16 protein-coding genes are annotated in these 16055 nt (G+C 61.7%); 6 read left to right on the top strand and 10 right to left on the bottom strand.

Annotated elements, in window-relative coordinates; translation table 11 throughout:
- The first annotated feature begins 28 nt into the window (after positions 1-28).
- Positions 29-514, top strand: coding sequence for a Bkd operon transcriptional regulator BkdR (gene bkdR / locus EJD88_RS20650; protein ID WP_158878893.1), 486 nt, complete (start codon positions 29-31; stop codon positions 512-514).
- 106 nt (positions 515-620) lie between these two features.
- Here bkdR and EJD88_RS20645 read toward each other — a convergent pair whose 3' ends face one another.
- Complete coding sequence (locus EJD88_RS20645; RefSeq protein ID WP_158878892.1) at positions 621-1484, bottom strand: MBL fold metallo-hydrolase; 864 nt, start codon at positions 1482-1484, stop codon at positions 621-623.
- A gap of 168 nt (positions 1485-1652) precedes the next feature.
- Here EJD88_RS20645 and EJD88_RS20640 point away from each other — a divergent pair, with 168 nt between their 5' ends.
- The 4 genes from EJD88_RS20640 (at position 1653) to EJD88_RS20625 (ending at position 6698) form a co-directional block, all read left to right on the top strand.
- Complete coding sequence (locus EJD88_RS20640) at positions 1653-2897, top strand: FAD/NAD(P)-binding oxidoreductase (protein ID WP_158878891.1); 1245 nt, start codon at positions 1653-1655, stop codon at positions 2895-2897.
- The gene (locus EJD88_RS20635) at positions 2898-3704 is read left to right on the top strand and encodes a sulfite exporter TauE/SafE family protein (RefSeq protein ID WP_158878890.1); all 807 of its coding nucleotides are present in this window, start codon (positions 2898-2900) and stop codon (positions 3702-3704) included.
- Positions 3705-3912: 208 nt separating this feature from the next.
- A complete protein-coding gene (locus tag EJD88_RS20630; RefSeq protein WP_112196028.1) occupies positions 3913-5556 on the top strand; it encodes an MFS transporter in 1644 nt (547 codons plus the stop codon).
- On the top strand, positions 5553-6698 hold the full coding sequence (locus EJD88_RS20625) for an HlyD family secretion protein (protein ID WP_158878889.1): 1146 nt from the start codon (positions 5553-5555) through the stop codon (positions 6696-6698). The genes EJD88_RS20630 and EJD88_RS20625 overlap by 4 nt, the downstream gene beginning before the upstream one ends.
- A 42-nt stretch (positions 6699-6740) precedes the next feature.
- Here EJD88_RS20625 and EJD88_RS20620 read toward each other — a convergent pair whose 3' ends face one another.
- The 9 genes from EJD88_RS20620 to copC all read right to left on the bottom strand — a co-directional run bounded on the left by EJD88_RS20620 (position 6741) and on the right by copC (position 15104).
- Complete coding sequence (locus tag EJD88_RS20620) at positions 6741-7619, bottom strand: aldose 1-epimerase (protein WP_158878888.1); 879 nt, start codon at positions 7617-7619, stop codon at positions 6741-6743.
- A complete protein-coding gene (locus EJD88_RS20615; protein WP_112196026.1) occupies positions 7619-8899 on the bottom strand; it encodes a TRAP transporter large permease in 1281 nt (426 codons plus the stop codon). The genes EJD88_RS20620 and EJD88_RS20615 overlap by 1 nt, the downstream gene beginning before the upstream one ends.
- A gap of 1 nt (position 8900) precedes the next feature.
- Entirely contained in the window at positions 8901-9428 is a 528-nt protein-coding gene (locus EJD88_RS20610) for a TRAP transporter small permease (RefSeq protein ID WP_099586621.1), read from the bottom strand.
- A 63-nt stretch (positions 9429-9491) separates the two neighbouring features.
- Positions 9492-10454: a TRAP transporter substrate-binding protein gene (locus EJD88_RS20605; RefSeq protein ID WP_158878887.1), complete on the bottom strand. Its 963-nt coding sequence runs from the start codon at positions 10452-10454 to the stop codon at positions 9492-9494.
- Between the two features lie 55 nt (positions 10455-10509).
- Positions 10510-11385, bottom strand: a complete 876-nt coding sequence (locus EJD88_RS20600) for an SMP-30/gluconolactonase/LRE family protein (protein WP_158878886.1) — start codon at positions 11383-11385, stop codon at positions 10510-10512.
- Between the two features lie 30 nt (positions 11386-11415).
- A complete protein-coding gene (locus tag EJD88_RS20595) occupies positions 11416-12234 on the bottom strand; it encodes an NAD(P)-dependent oxidoreductase (protein WP_158878885.1) in 819 nt (272 codons plus the stop codon).
- 224 nt (positions 12235-12458) lie between these two features.
- Positions 12459-13721: an OprD family porin gene (locus EJD88_RS20590; RefSeq protein ID WP_099586625.1), complete on the bottom strand. Its 1263-nt coding sequence runs from the start codon at positions 13719-13721 to the stop codon at positions 12459-12461.
- Between the two features lie 156 nt (positions 13722-13877).
- Entirely contained in the window at positions 13878-14735 is an 858-nt protein-coding gene (gene copD, locus EJD88_RS20585; protein ID WP_099586626.1) for a copper homeostasis membrane protein CopD, read from the bottom strand.
- Between the two features lie 3 nt (positions 14736-14738).
- Positions 14739-15104: a copper homeostasis periplasmic binding protein CopC gene (gene copC, locus EJD88_RS20580; protein ID WP_158878884.1), complete on the bottom strand. Its 366-nt coding sequence runs from the start codon at positions 15102-15104 to the stop codon at positions 14739-14741.
- Positions 15105-15220: 116 nt separating this feature from the next.
- Between copC and EJD88_RS20575 the strand changes: the two genes are divergently transcribed.
- On the top strand, positions 15221-15841 hold the full coding sequence (locus tag EJD88_RS20575; protein ID WP_099586628.1) for a TetR/AcrR family transcriptional regulator: 621 nt from the start codon (positions 15221-15223) through the stop codon (positions 15839-15841).
- Positions 15842-16055: the final 214 nt, after the last annotated feature.

Here is a 16055-nt window from a genome sequence, read left to right as displayed (position 1 = left end):
AAACATAATAAACAGGTGATTTTGTCTCATGCGCAAACTGGACCGTACCGACATCGGCATTCTCAATGCCCTGCAGGAGAATGCCCGCATCACCAACGCCGACCTGGCCCGCTCGGTCAACCTGTCGCCCACGCCGTGTTTCAACCGGGTCAAAGCGATGGAAGAGTTGGGGTTGATTCGTGAGCAGGTCACGCTGCTCGACGCCGACCTGCTGGGGCTGCACGTCAATGTGTTTATCCACGTCAGCCTGGAAAAGCAGAATGAACTGGCGTTGCAGCAGTTCGAAGGCGCGATCTCGAACCGCCCCGAAGTGATGGAGTGCTACCTGATGGCCGGCGACCCGGACTATCTGATCCGGGTGCTGGTGCCGACGATTCAGTCGCTGGAGCGCTTCATGATGGACTTTTTGACCAAAGTGCCGGGGGTGGCGAATATCCGGTCGAGTTTTGCGTTGAAGCAGGTGCGCTACAAAACCGCGCTGCCCTTGCCCGCCAATGGCATCAGCCTCGGTTGAAAATGTGGGAGGGGGCTTGCCCCCGAGTGCAGTGTGTCAGTCGGCTCCTCTGTTACTGATTCACCGCTATCGGGGGCAAGCCCCCTCCCACATGTTTAACCGTATTTCATAGCTGGTTGAGTGGGATCTTCAGGTAGGTCACACCGTTCGCTTCGGCCGGCGGCATATTCCCCGCCCGCACATTCACCTGGATCGCCGGCAGCAGTAACGTCGGCATGCCCAACCCGGCATCGCGCTGGGTGCGCATTGCCACAAACGCCGCCTCATCCACCCCGTCATGCACATGGATATTTCCCGCGCGCTGCTCGGCCACGGTGGTCAGGCATTTGGCCTCGCGTCCTTCAGGCGGGTAGTCATGGCATACGTACAGTTGGGTGTGCGGCGGGAAGGCCAGCAACTTGCGCATCGACGCATACAACTGCTGCGCATCGCCGCCGGGGAAGTCGCAGCGGGCGGTGCCCACATCGGGCATGAACAGCGTGTCGCCTACCAGGATCAATTGATCCTCGATCAGGTAAGCCATATCCGCCGGGGTGTGGCCGGGCACGTGCAGGGCCTGGGCCTTCAAGCCGCCAATATGGAAAACCTCATCCGGCGCAAACAGGTGATCGAACTGCGAGCCGTCGACGCGAAATTCCGGTTCCAGGTTGAACAGATTCTTGAACACGTCCTGCACCTTGCTGATCGACTGGCCGATGGCGATCTTGCCGCCCAGCGTGCGGCGCAGATACGGCGCAGCCGACAGGTGGTCGGCGTGGGCGTGGGTTTCCAGCAGCCACTGCACTTGCAGGCGGTGTTCGCCGACGAAGGCGATGACTTTGTCGGCCTGGCGTGTGTCCGTGCGCCCGGAGGCCGGGTCGTAGTTGAGCACCGAGTCGACGATGGCACAGGGGCCGCCGTCCGCTGCATAGACGACGTAGGTGTAGGTCGACGACGCCTCGTCCAGAAAGGATTGAATCAACGCTGACATGGCGACGGTCCTTGAGGGTGGATTGCGGCTTACATTCAAGATGTTTTCCACATAGGCTTGCGAGCTTAAGGGAAAAAAACGGTCAGAGGCAAAGCTTCGACCCATCATTGGGCGTGACGCCATACGGCAACGACCCTTGTGTGCATTGACAAAAAAAGGCAACAGACCATGACCGAACAACACTGGGGCCCAACCATCAGTGGCGAGATCGTTGTCATCGGCGGCGGCTCGGCAGGCATTGGCCTGCTGGCCAGCCTGCTCAAGCGCGACCCCGACCTGAACATCACCCTTATCGAACCCAGCGACCACCATTGCTACCAGCCGGCCTGGACCCTGGTGGGCGGAGGCGCCTATGACCTGGAGAAGACCCGTCGCCCGCTGGCCGACGTGCTGCCCAATGGCGTCACCTGGATACAGGCCGCGGTCAGCGAAGTCCTGCCGGACGAACAGACGTTGGTGCTCGACAGCGGCCAGCGTGTGAGTTGGCAGAATCTCGTCGTCTGTCCCGGCCTGCGCCTGGCCTGGGAGAGCATCGAGGGCCTGCAGGACACCCTCGGCCAGCACGGTGTCACGTCCAACTACAGCTACGAACACGCCGCCTATACCTGGCAGTTGGTGCAGCAACTCAAGGGCGGCAAGGCGATCTTCACCCAGCCGGCCATGCCGATCAAATGCGCCGGCGCGCCGCAGAAGGCCATGTACTTGTCGTGCGATCACTGGCTCAGGCAGGGCCATCTCAAGCACATCGAGGTGGAATTCAACCTGGCCGGCGCGGCGTTGTTCGGGGTGGCAACTTTTGTACCGCCGTTGATGAAATACGTAGAGAAATACAACGCCCGCCTGGCGTTCAATTCCAATCTGGTGAAGGTCGATGGCCCGGCGCGCAAGGCCTGGTTTGCCGTGAAGGACACTGAGGGCAATACGACGGTTGAAGAGAAATCCTTTGACCTGCTGCACGTCGTGCCGCCGCAAGTCGCGCCGGACTTCATCCGCCAAAGCCCGCTGGCCGATGCCGCCGGCTGGTGTGAAGTGCACCCCAACACCCTGCAACACCTGCACTACCCGCACATCTTCGGCCTGGGCGATGTATGCGGCACCCCCAACGCCAAGACCGCCGCCGCCGTGCGCAAGCAGATCGTGGTGGTTGCCGAAAACCTGCTGGCCTTGCGCAAACAGGCGCCGATGCCGCTCAAGTACGATGGCTACGGCTCGTGCCCGCTGACGGTGGAGAAGGGCAAGGTGGTGCTCGCCGAGTTCGGCTACGGCGGCAAGTTGCTGCCGACCTTCGGCCTCGACCCGACCAAGGCGCGTCGGTCGATGTGGTTCCTCAAGGCCACGCTGCTGCCGTGGTTCTACTGGAACGGCATGCTCAAGGGCCGTGAATGGCTGACCCGTCTGAGCAAGGTGGACTGAATGCTGCTGGCCACTGTGTTGGGTGTGTTGATGGGCCTGGTCATGGGCCTGACCGGCGCGGGTGGTGGCATCCTCGGGGTGCCGGCGCTGGTGCTGGGCTTGGGTTTGACCATGACTCAGGCCGCGCCGGTGTCGTTGCTTGCGGTGGGCGCGGCGGCGGCTGTCGGTGCGATTGATGGTTTGCGCCACGGCCTGGTGCGTTACCGCGCTGCGTTGCTGATCGCCTTGCTGGGCGCGCTGTTTTCGCCGCTGGGTGTGTTTCTCGCTCACCAACTCTCTGAGCCGGTGCTGATGGCGCTGTTCAGTGCGTTGATGGTGCTGGTGGCCTGGCGCATGTTGCAGCGTGAAAAGGTCGAGGCCGGGCCGAGTGACCATGGCGCCGCTTCTTGGGGACAGAAGAACTGCATGCTCAATCAGCAGACCGGGCGCCTGGCCTGGACCGCCAAATGCAGCGCCACCCTGGCCGTGCTGGGTGCCGTGACCGGTGCGGTGTCCGGTTTGCTCGGCGTGGGCGGCGGCTTTCTGATCGTGCCGGCGTTCAAGCAACTCACCGACGTGCAGATGCGCGGCATCGTCGCCACGTCGCTGATGGTGATCAGCCTGATCTCGCTGATCGGCGTGGCCGGCGCGTTGCATGCCGGTGTGCATATCGAACCGCTTGGCTGGGTATTTATCGGTGCCACCATCGTCGGCATGCTGGTCGGCCGGCGCCTGTGTTCGGTGATTCCTGCGCGCACCTTGCAGGTGGGGTTTGCCAGCCTGTGTGTGGTGGTTGCAGCGGGAATGCTTTTCAACGCTTTACGCTGAACTTGAAATGCAATCCCACATTCAGATCTCCACATAGCAGATAGGTTTACCCCGCTTTTGATCTGCTTTTGATCTGGCTCTTACATCCTTGACCACCACCACCGAAGCCCCCAACCCCCCCCAACATGGCAAGATGAACCCCACTCAGGTTTACTACTCTGAGTACTGGTTTCACCCACCGACCCCGTCGGCCCATCTAGGTCATTGAATGGACAAATACACCCCCCACACCTGGGAACCCCACGAGCGCCCGAGCCTGCCCGGTTCGCCGTCGACGCCGTGGCACCCCACGCACAAGCGCTGGCTGTATGCGCTGGTCGGTGTGCTGGTCGCCATCACCGGTGGCCTGGGTAACGCCCTGGTCATCGCCAACCTGCAATACCTGCAAGGCGCGCTCGGTGCGACCACGGCGGAAATGGCCTGGCTGCCCGCCGCCTATGTGATGACCAACGTGTGCATGAACCTGCTGCTGGTGAAGTTCCGCCAGCAGTTCGGCCTGCGGGTGTTCACCGAAGTGTTCCTGGTGTTGTACGCGCTGGTGACCTTTGGCCATTTGTTCGTCAATGACCTCAGCTCGGCCATCGCGGTACGCGCAGCCCACGGGATGGTGGGCGCGGCGCTGAGTTCGTTGGGTTTGTACTACATGATCCAGGCGTTCCCGGCCAAGTGGCGGCTCAAAGCCTTGGTGCTGGGCCTGGGTACGGCGCAGTTGGCGTTGCCGCTGGCGCGGTTGTTCTCCGAAGACTTGCTGCAAATCGCCGAATGGCGCGGCTTGTACCTGTTTGAATTGGGCATGGCGCTGATCTGCCTGGGCTGTGTATTCCTGCTCAAGTTGCCGCCCGGCGACCGTTTCAAAACTTTCGAAAAACTCGACTTCCTGACCTTCGGCATCCTCGCCACCGGCGTGGCCTTGCTCTGTGCGGTGCTGTCGCTGGGGCGTATCGACTGGTGGCTGGAAGCGCCGTGGATCGGCGTCGCCTCGGCCTGTTCCCTGGTGTTGATCATGGCCGGGCTGGCCATCGAGCATAACCGCGCCAACCCGATGCTGATGACCCGCTGGCTGGGCAGCGGCACCATGATCCGGCTGGCCTTGGCGGTGATCCTGATTCGCATGGTGCTGTCCGAGCAATCCACCGGTGCGGTGGGCTTTATGCAGATGCTCAATATGAGTTACCAGCAGATGCACACCCTGTATGTGGTGATGCTGGCCGGCGCGATCAGCGGGCTGGTGGTCAGCGCGTTGACCATCAACCCGGCGCACCTGCTGATGCCGCTGGTGATTTCCCTGGCGCTGATGGCCGTGGGCTCGGTGATGGACAGTTTCTCCAGCAACCTGACCCGGCCCCAGAACCTGTATGTCAGCCAGTTCCTGCTGGGCTTTGGCGGCACGTTTTTCCTGGGGCCGACCATGGTGCTGGGCACCAAGAACGTACTGACCAACCCACGCAACCTGGTGAGTTTTTCGGTGATGTTCGGTATTTGCCAGAACCTCGGCGGCCTGATTGGCGCGGCGCTGCTGGGCACGTTCCAGATCGTGCGCGAGAAGTTCCACTCCAGCATGATTGTCGAACACCTGACCTTGCTTGACCCGCGTGTGGCCGCGCGGGTGCAGAGCGGTGGTTCGGCCTACGGCGGCATTGTCGCCGACCCGGAACTGCGCAACCTCATGGGTATTCGCAGCCTGGCCACGGCGGCGACGCGCGAAGCGAATGTCATGGCCTACAACGATGTCTTCATGCTGATCGCGATCATCGCGATCCTGACCATGCTCTGGATCTTTATCCGCAGTCTGTGGCTGATGAGTACCACTCAAGCAGCCCCTCCCGTTCAACCCAGCGGCGCACCTTCATGACCGAACCATCAACGACCACCACCACCGCCATCGCCTCCACCCCGGAAGGCAGCACGCCGCCCGGCGCCGTGCCCACCGAGTTGCGGCCACTGCGGGTGCGCATCCTGTCGTCCCTGGGGTTTGCCGCGATTGCCATCGTCGGCGTGTTGGTTGTGCTCTACGCCTGGCAATTGCCGCCGTTCAGTAGCGCGGTGGAAACCACTGAAAACGCCCTGGTACGCGGCCAGGTGACGATCATCGGCCCGCAACTCAGCGGCTATGTGTTCGAAGTGCCGGTGCAGGACTTCCAGTACGTCAAGGCTGGCGACCTGTTGGTGCGCCTGGATGATCGTATCTACAAACAGCGCCTGGACCAGGCCCTGGCGCAACTGGCGGTGCAGAAAGCCGCGCTGGCCAATGTGGTTCAGCAGCGCAACAGTGCCGAAGCGACCATCAAGTTGCGCCAGGCTGCGCTGGTGGATAGCCAGGCCCAGGCGCGTAAAAGCACGGCGGATCTGCGACGCAACGAGGAGCTGATCAGCGACGGTTCGGTGTCCCGGCGCGAGCTGGACGTGACCCGTGCGGCCAATGCACAGACGGTTGCCGCCGTCGCCCAAGCCCAGGCCAGCCTGGAAATCGCGCGCCAGGATTTGCAGACGGTGATCGTCAATCGCGGTTCTTTGGAGGCGGCGGTGGCGAGTGCCGATGCGGCGGTCGAACTGGCGCGGATCGACCTCTCCAACACACGCATTACGGCGCCCCGCGACGGCCAGTTGGGCCAGATTGGCGTACGTCTGGGGGCCTACGTCAACTCCGGCGCGCAACTGATGGCCCTGGTGCCGAAACAGCTGTGGGTAATCGCCAATATGAAAGAAACCCAGATGGACAACGTGCAGGTCGGCCAACCGGTGACCTTCACCGTGGATGCGCTGAACCACCGCAGGTTTCACGGCACGGTGCAGCATATTTCCCCGGCGACGGGGTCGGAGTTCAGCCTGTTGCAGGCGGACAACGCGACGGGCAACTTTGTGAAGATTGCCCAGCGGGTGCCGGTGAGGATTACCGTGGACCCGGATCAGGCCGAGAGTGAGCGGCTGCGGCCTGGGTTGTCGGTTGTCGTGAGTATCGATACGGCTGGGCGTCTGAAAAACTCTCCACCCTGACATCACTGACACAACACTAATCAAAACTGTGGGAGGGGGCTGTCAGGCCGCCATCGGGGGCAAGCCCCCTCCCACATTTTGAATGTATTTCAGGGTGAAATTGAGTTGGGTGGACTGGCCTTGTTCCAGCAGTTTCAGGCCCGGTCGCCCCGGCAGGTGATGAGCATTCACCGGGTGACTCACCGGTTCAATGCAAAAGAACCCCAACCCCGGCGGGCAATACAGCAGGAAGTAATCGGCGCCGGTGGCCTGGCATTCCAGCGTATAGCCCAGCTCTGGCTGTTCAATTCGGCAGTGCCCGTCCCACTGGCAAAAGCCGTTGTCCACGAGACTTTCAGGCAACTCGTTCAATACCCGAAAATCCCACTCGGGCGGCACTGCCGCCAAGCCTGTCGGCAACTTTGTGCCGTCACTCAACCACACCTGCGCCGCCGAGGCCTGCAACCGAGTGTCAGGCCGGCGCGGGAAGTAGGGGTGCAGCCCAAGCCCATGCCACGCCGCTTTTTCGGCCAGATGGGTCACGCGCAATGCGATGCTCAGTTCGCCGTTGCTCAACCGGATCCGCTGCTCGGCGCGGTAGGCGAACGGCGTTTCATACCGCAGCTCCAACACCACTTCCTGCGCCCTTTGACTGACGACGTGCCACGGCTGCTGCCAGGCCGAGCCGTGAATCGGAAAGGGATCGCTCGGGCTGTTGGGCGCCAGGGCCAGCCAGCCGTCGGGGGTCTCGAACCCCCCATTGGCAATGCGGTTGGACCAGGGCACCAACGGGTAACACCCCAGCTTGCCAGGCAGCTTGCTGCGCGGGTCGTTAGGCCGCAACAGCGGTTGCCCGCTGGCGCGCACGGTCCAGTTGACGAGGCTGCCGCCCACGGCCGGGTTAAGGCTGAGGTGGGTCAGGTCATCTTTAAGCTCAATCATTACAGCACCACGCTCGGCAGCCACAGCGACAACGCCGGGATGTAAGTGACGGCGATCAGCACCAGGAACAGCACCGCATAAAATGGCAGCAGCGCCTTCACGGTTTTCTCGATCGTGGTCTTGCCCACTGCCGCGCCGACAAACAGCACCGCGCCCACCGGCGGGGTGATCAGGCCGATGCCCAGGTTCACCAGCATGATCATGCCGAAGTGCACAGGGTCGACGCCGATATTGAGCACCACCGGCAACAGGATCGGCGTGAGGATCAGGATCAGTGGCGCCATGTCCATCACCGTGCCGAGCAACAGCAGCATGGCGTTGATGCACATCAGGATCACATAGCGGTTGTCCGACAGGGTCAGGAACAGCGTGGTGATTTTCGCCGGGATCTGCATCAGGGTCATGATGTAGCCGAAGCTGGCGGCGAAGGCGATCAGGATCATCACGATGGAAATCGTGCGCACCGTGCGGTGCATCAGCTTGGGCAGTTCATTCCACTTGTAGTCGCGGTAGATGAACATGGTCACGAAGAATGCCCACAACACCGCAATCGCGGCGGACTCGGTGGCCGTGAAGATGCCCGACAGGATGCCGCCGAGGATGATCACCATGGCCATCATGCCCCAGAGCGCTTCGCCGGCGATCTTCAGCGCTTGCTTCAACGGGATGACTTCGCCTTTGGGGTAGTTGCGTTTCTTCGCGAAAATCAGGCACAGCACCATCAGGCACGCGCTCATCATCAGCCCCGGCACCACGCCGGCCATGAACAGCGAGGCGATGGACACGGTGCCGCCTGCCGCCAGGGAGTAGAGCACCGAGTTGTGGCTGGGCGGGGTGAGCAAGGCCTGCACCGAGCCGCTGACGGTCACCGCCGTGGCAAATTCCCGTGGGTAGCCACGGCGTTCCATTTCCGGAATCAGCACCGAGCCCACCGAGGCGGTGTCCGCCACCGACGAGCCGGAGATCGCGCCGAAAAATGTTGAGGCCATGATGTTGACCAAGGACAGGCCGCCGCGCACAAAGCCCACCAGCACCCCGGCAAACGCCACCAGCCGGCGCGACATGCCGCCCTCGGCCATGATCGCCCCCGCCAGCACAAAGAACGGAATGGCCATCAGCGAAAATTTGTTCACGCCGCCGGCCACCTGAATCATCAGGGCCTGGAACGGGATGTCGATCCACCACGCGCCGATCAGCGCCGACAAGCCCAGGGCGTAGGCCACCGGCATACCGATCAGGATCAAGGCGATAAAGCTGCCCAGCAGAATCAATGCGTCCATATCAGGCAGCCCCTTCGCTTTCTTCAACCAGGTCAAAACGCACCACGCGCCGGTTGCTCTGGTCACCGAGCAGGAGTTTTTCCAGCACAAAAACCAGGGTCAGCACGCCACCGATGGGGATCGGCATATAGGTGATGCCCACGCGCAGGGTGGGGATGGCGCTCATGAACTGGTTCCAGGTGGACAGGCACAGCTTGGTGCCCCAAATGGTCATGAACAGGCAGATGGTCGCCATCAGCAGTTGCGAAAAAATGCCGACGATTCGGCGTTGGGTGGGCGGCAGGCGGTCAGTGACCATCGCCACCGACATGTGCGCACCGGCACGGTAACTGGCGGCCGCGCCGATAAAAGTGAACACCAGCATCAACAGGATGGCGGTGGGCTCCGGCCAGCTTGAGCCGGTGCCAAGGATGTAGCGGGCGAAGATGCCCCAAGGGATGATCAGTGCGACCCCGAGGACCGCGAGGCCGGCGACCCAGATGCAGGTCATGTAGATGCGGTCGTTGATGCGCAGCAGCAGATTCTTCATGGCGTTCACCGTAACCGGGCGCGTCGATGCCGACCGCGCCAAGCCTTGTCAGGGAGGAGGGCGTTACTGAACGGCGTCGATACGCTTGATGATGTCGGCGTACGGCGCGCCGTACTTGGCACGTACCGCTGCGGTGGCGTCATAGAAGGGCTTTTTGTCGACGCTGATGAACTCGACACCGGCCTTCTTGAGTTTTTCCTCACTGCTGGCGGACTTGGCGTCCCACAGCACGCGCTCATCGGCCTGGGCGGCCTTGGCCGCTTTTTTCACCATGTCCTGCTGGGCGGGGGTGAGTTTGTTCCAGGTGATTTTCGACATCACGATGGGCTCGGGCAGGATCAGGTGTTCGGTGAGGGTGTAGTACTTGGCGTTCTGGTAGTGGTTGTGCTCAAGCAGGGTCGGTGGGTTGTTCTCCGCGCCGTCGATGACCCCGGTCTGCAAGGCGCTGAAGATCTCGCCGGTGTCCATGGCAATGCCGTTGGCGCCCATGGCGTTGAACGCGTCGATGAACAACGGGTTGCCCTGCACGCGGATTTTCATGCCCTTGAGGTCTTCGATCTTGCGCACGGGTTTCTTGGTGTAGAGGTTGCGCGTGCCGCCGTCCATCCAGGCCAGGGCCACCAGGCCGAACTCGGAGTCGGTGATCTTCGCGAGGATCTCATCGCCGATCTCGCCGTCGATGACCTTGCGCATATGCGCCTGGTCACGGAACACGAACGGCAGGTTGAACACGTTCACGTCCGGCACCACCGGCCCGACGATGCCGAGGCTGACGCGGGTCATCTGCACGGCGCCGACCTGGGCCTGTTCGACCACTTCTTTCTCGGAGCCCAGCACGCCGCCGGGGAAATATTTGAAGGTCAGTTCGCCGTTGCTTTCCTTGGTCAGGGCCTTGCCCATGTTCTCTTCGGCGACCACGGTGGGGTAGCCGGCGGGGTGGATGTCGGCGAATTTGATTTCCAGCGCGTGGGCGGCGCTGCTGAGGGTGAACACTGCGGCGGCGAGCAAGGTGCGTTTGAAGTCCATGGGGGTCACTCCTGTCTTGTTATTTTATTGTTGTATTCAAGGCACAGCGATGCAGCTAGAGGGTGAAGCTGGGCTCCGGCAAACCGGTGACGCCGGGGTTGAGGGCGAACACACCGCCGGCCACCGACTGTTCACTTTGATCATCACGGATCGAGGTGACGAACAACGTGTCCAGGCGACTGCCGCCGAAGGCGCACATGGTGGGTTTTTTCACCGGAACGCTCAGGGAGCGATCCAGGCGACCGTCCGGGGTGAAGCGGTGGATCAAGCCGGCGTCGTTGGCGCAGATCCAGTAGCAGCCATCTGCGTCCACCGCTGCGCCGTCCGGGCGGCCGAGGTGGTTGTGCATGTCCACAAACACGCGGCGATTGGACGGCGTGCCGGTGTCGATGTCGTAGTCGAAGGCCCAGATCTGTTGCACCAGCGGGTGCGAGTCCGAGGCGTACATCGTGCGGCCGTCGGGGCTGAAGGCCAGGCCGTTGAGGGTGATAAACCCATCCAATTGAGCATGAGGCGCTGAGCCTGACGCGTAGCGGTAGAGGATGCCCTCGGCCGCATTCAGGCCCATGTTCAACACCATGCTGCCGGCCCAGAAGCGGCCCTGGCGGTCACAGCGGCCGTCGTTGAGGCGCATGTCCGGGCGCGGGTGTTCGACACTGGCCAGAGACGTGGTGTCGAGGCTGCCGTCATTGTGTGCGGTAAGTTGGAAAAAGCCGGTTTCCATGCCCGCGACCCAATTGCCCGCCGTGGTGCGGGCGATACAGGCGAGCATCTGCGGGGCTTTCCACGCCGCGACATGGCCGCTGCTGGCGCTCCAGCGCTGCAGGCCGCCGTTGGGAATGTCCACCCAGTACAGCGCGTTTTCTTCAGGCACCCACACCGGGCATTCACCCACGGCATTGCGGGCGTCGACGATCAAATCAGCAGTCATGGCAACTCATTCCCTTGGGTTGATGTGAACTCAGTCACCGAACGGCCCGGCCGCGCAGAACGCGCCGCCCTGATAGACCTTGGCCGGGTCATCGGCAGCTACGGGCGGCTGGGCTTCGACCTGGGCGCGGAACACTTCGGACGTGTCCTTGGGTGCAAACCCCAGGTGCGCGGCGTAGCGGTTGTCCCACCAGGTGCCCTGGTTATCCGACATGCCGTAGACCACGGTGTGGCCGACGTTCGGCGTGTACAGCGCGCGTTCGAGCAGTTGGGTGAGATCGTCGAAGCTCAGCCAGGTGTGCATCATCCGACGGTTCTGCGGCTCCGGGAACGACGAGCCGATGCGAATGCTCACGGTCTCGATGCCATAACGGTCGAAGTAGAAACTGGCCATGTCTTCGCCGTAGGACTTGGACAGGCCGTAGTAGCTGTCCGGGCGGCGTGGCGAGTGGGCGTCGATGGTTTCGGTCTGTTTGTAGAAGCCGATCACGTGGTTGGAGCTGGCAAAGATCACACGTTTGACGCCATGGCGACGGGCGGCTTCGTAGATATGAAAGGTGCCACTGATGTTGGCACCGAGGATTTCTTCAAAAGGACGCTCTACCGAGACACCGCCGAAGTGCAGGATGGCGTCGACGCCTTCCACCAAGTGATGCACGGCTTGTTTGTCGGCGAGGTCGCAGGGCTGGACTTCTTCCGAAGCATCGGCAGCCGGGGCCATGGCCGCGATATCGGACAGGCGCAGGACATGTGCGTAGGGGCGCAGGCGCTCGCGCAGGACTTTGCCAAGGCCGCCGGCGGCGCCGGTGAGGAGCAGGCGGTTGAAAGGAGCGTGGGTGGTCGTGGTCATGGGGATTCCAGATTTTTTGTTGTAGGTTGTCGTATGACTATGCCGAAGTATTGTTAGGGAGTCCCCAGGTTGTCAACGTTCTTGCGGACAGAGCGCGGAGTAAAATGTGGGAGAGGGCTTGCCCTCGATGAGGGCATGCCAGTGAGTGCATCTGTTAGTGACCCACCGCCATCAGGAGCAAACCCCCTCCCACCGGGGATTTCCTGGGGCTGGGAGGCTGAGTTCTACAACAGCGAGATTGGATAGCTGATAAAGATCCGGTTCTCATCAAACTCGTTGGTGCTGAAATCCCGACGCATGGTCGAGTTGCGCCACTTCACGTTGAGGTTCTTCAGCGCGCCGCTCTGCACGGTGTAGGCCAGCTCCGACTCGCGTCCCCACTCCTTGCCGTCGGTGATCGCGCCGGTGTGTACGTTGCTGCCGCTGATATAGCGGTTCATCAGGGTCAGCCCCGGCACGCCGAGCGCCACGAAGTTGAAGTCATGCCGCACCTGCCAGGATTTCTCCTTGGCGTTGTCATAGCTGGCGTTGTAACTGTCGTTGGCCAGGGTGCCGCCGCTGGTGCCGTTGACGCGCATCCACACGCTGTCGCCGGTGAGTTTTTGCAGGCCCACATAGAAGGTGTTGCCGCCGTATTTGGCCGAGAGCAGGGCGAAGGTGGTCTTGTTGTCGAGATCGCCGGCCAGGGCGCTGCCGTCTTCCTTGCCGCTGAAGAAGCCGAGGTTGGCGCCCAGGGTCCAGTCGCCTACCGGCTGGCTGTGGGTGAGGTTGACGTAGCGCTGCTGGTAGATATCGCTCAGTTCGGCGTACCACAGGCCGACCTGGGTGCGCTTGTCATTGAAGCTGTATTCGCCGCCACCGAAGTTGAAACGGTCGGAGGTGAACGCCGCTTTGCCGTTCATGAACATGTCTTCCATGCTCGCGTCGTTGCGCGGGCTGTTGCCACGGAACTGGCCGCCGTAAAGGGTCAGGCCGGCGATCTCGTTGGACGTCACTTGGCCGCCGCGAAAGGTCTGGGGCAGGGAGCGCCCGTCGTCGGAACGCAGGATCGGCAGCACCGGCATCCATTCGCCGACCTTCAACTCGGTCTTCGACAGCCGGGTTTTCAACGCCACACCCAGACGCCCGAAATTATCCGCAGGGCGACCGTCATCATGGATCGGCAACAACTGCGTGCCACCGGTGCCTTTACCGCCGTCGAGCTTCTGGGAATACAGGCCCAACACATCAAGACCGAAGCCCACGGTGCCTTGGGTAAAGCCCGACTTGGCATCGAGAATGAAACTCTGCGTCCACTCTTCGGCCTTGCCCTGAGCGTTCGCCGGGTTGGTGAAGTTACGGTTGAAATAGGCGTTGCGCAGGTTGAGCGTGGCCTTGGCGTCGTCGACAAACCCTTCGGCCTGGACAGTGAGGGGGAGGGTGAAGGCCAGGCTGCCGAGTCCGATAAGACCGAGACGCGCAGACGAATTGCGGGCGAATTGACTCACAGTGATGCTCCCTTTCTGTTTGTTGTTTTTATTATTTGTTATACGTCGTCGTACGACATTGGAGCGGATATTTGCGGGGATTTCCCGAGGTGTCAAGGGGAAGTTATACGATGACAACGAGGGTGCCGACCTAAAGCGGGCAGAGTCAATGTCGTTTCAGCCAGCCAGCAGCATCGGCGGCAAGGTGCCCAGGAGTGAAACGGCGGCCACTGCGCAAACACCCAGCAGCCATTCCAGCATCACGCTGGCCCTCAAGCTGCCCAGCCGTTGTTCGCAGCTATCAAGGCGTAAGCGGTTCAGCAACGCCAGCGCCAACATCCCCAGCACCAGCATCACCTTGATCAACAGAATCAGGGCAAAACCACTGAACAACGGCGTGGGCCACAACTGCCCGGTCAGGACGCGCACATTGATCAGGCCGGTCACCAGCAAGCCCGCGACCAGGCCGTAACCCACGCCACTGAAACGACGCAGGACGGGCGCCAACTCAAAACGCTGTGATTGCCTGAGGATCAAGACCAGCAGCAACAGCCCGCCCAACCACGCGCCCACACACATCAGATGGACCACCTGGTTGAGGATCAACAACTGCCCGCTCAGCCCATCGAGCATGGCGCCATGGCCGACCGGGGCCAGGGTTATCAGCAACAGCGTGATCAGCGGCAGGCGAGGGGCCCTCCACGGGGTCATCAGGCTGATGATCAGTAAGCCGTTCACGATCAGATGCCAGGTCCACACCTGGCCAAAAAAGGTCTTGCCCAGCACCAACTGCACGGTCGACGGTTCCAGCGCCGCCGACCATGAGCCCGCCATGCTGACAGTAATCAACAGTAACCAGATCGCCCCCGACGCGAGGGCCGTCCATGCCAGCCCACGGGTGATGCGCAGCAATTGCCGGTCCAGCGCCGGCTGCGGTTCAGCGCCGAGGAGCCAGGGCCTGAACGCGCAGGCCCCGAACATCAGCAACACGACGATGAAATGCACAAAGCGGCACAGCACCAGCAGGGTCGCCATGGATTACTGGCCAACCTTGAAGCTGTATTCGCCGTTGCTCTTGTGGGTGTCGACCGACACGGCATTCCACACCACTTTGTAGTTGCCGGCCGCGAGTGGTGCGGCCGGGGTGACCACCAGGACTTTCTTGTCGGTGCCTTCGGTGTCCAGGCCTTTGATCGCGATTTCGGTGCCGTCCTTGCTCAGGGACACCTTGGTGAAGGTCGCCTCGATGCCTTCGCTGAAGGTCAGGCGCAGATCGGCGGGGGCTGTCACCGTGCTGTCTGCCGCCGGCGTGGAGCTTTTGAGGTGAGCATGGGCGAACGCCGCCGAGGCGCCCAGCAGGGATGCGAGCAGGGCGACGATGGTGAGGGTTTTCTTGATCAACATTGTTCAATACCAATCAATGGGTAGGAGTGGGCAGTGTACGAAGTTTCGGCTTGGCCTGTCGCCCCGATCTAGAGCGGGTGGTAGTCTTTGGCGTATGTCTTTGTCAGGGAGCCCTTATGGGCAATCACAAGATCGGAATTCGTAGGGCCAACGTCGAAAAAATCCTGCTGGCGGCGGAGAAAGTCTTCGCCGAGAAAGGCTACGGCAGCACCGCCATGGCCGACATCGCCGAAGAAGCGCAACTGCCGCGCTCGAACCTGCATTACTACTTCACCACCAAAAGCGAGCTGTACAGCGCCGTGCTGTTCGACCTGCTGGATGTGTGGAAACAGGATGCCCTGAGCTTCGAAACCTTCGATGACCCACGGGTGGTGCTCAGCAGCTACATCCGCGCCAAGATGCAGCGCTCACGCACACGGCCGTATGGCTCCAAGGTCTGGGCCAACGAAATCATCCACGGCGCGCCGACACTCGGTGAGGCGCTGGACGAAAGCCTGTACGACTGGGCCAAGATGAAGGAAGCGAAAATTCGTCAATGGGTGGAAGACAAACGCATCCTGCCGGTGGAGCCGTCGAGCCTGCTGTACATGATCTGGGCTTCGACCCAGCACTATGCCGACTTTGACCATCAGGTGAAGATTCTGAATGATCACCAGCCGTTGTCGGACCTGCAGTTTGAGAAAGCGATCCAGACCGTGACGGGTGTGATTTTGCGCGGCATTGGGTTGGAGCCTTGAGTCTTGTGGTGAGGCTGATGGCCCTATCGGGGCATAGGTGTCTACATAACTTTCCGTGGATACTGAATCTATGGCAAACGGGCTGTTGTGGTGAGCGGGCTTGTCCCGCGCTGGGCTGCGAAGCAGCCCCATCAAACCCACCGCGTTTTTTCAGAAAAACCAAGTTGCCTGGTTTTGGGGCTGCTGCGCAGCCCAGCGCGGGACAAGCCCGCTC

It is taken from the genome of Pseudomonas sp. PB105 (assembly GCF_009764655.1).
GTDB classification, from domain to species: Bacteria; Pseudomonadota; Gammaproteobacteria; order Pseudomonadales; family Pseudomonadaceae; genus Aquipseudomonas; species Aquipseudomonas cyclaminis.
Note: the sequence above shows the minus strand (reverse complement) of the source record. Positions and strands in the feature narration are given on the sequence as shown.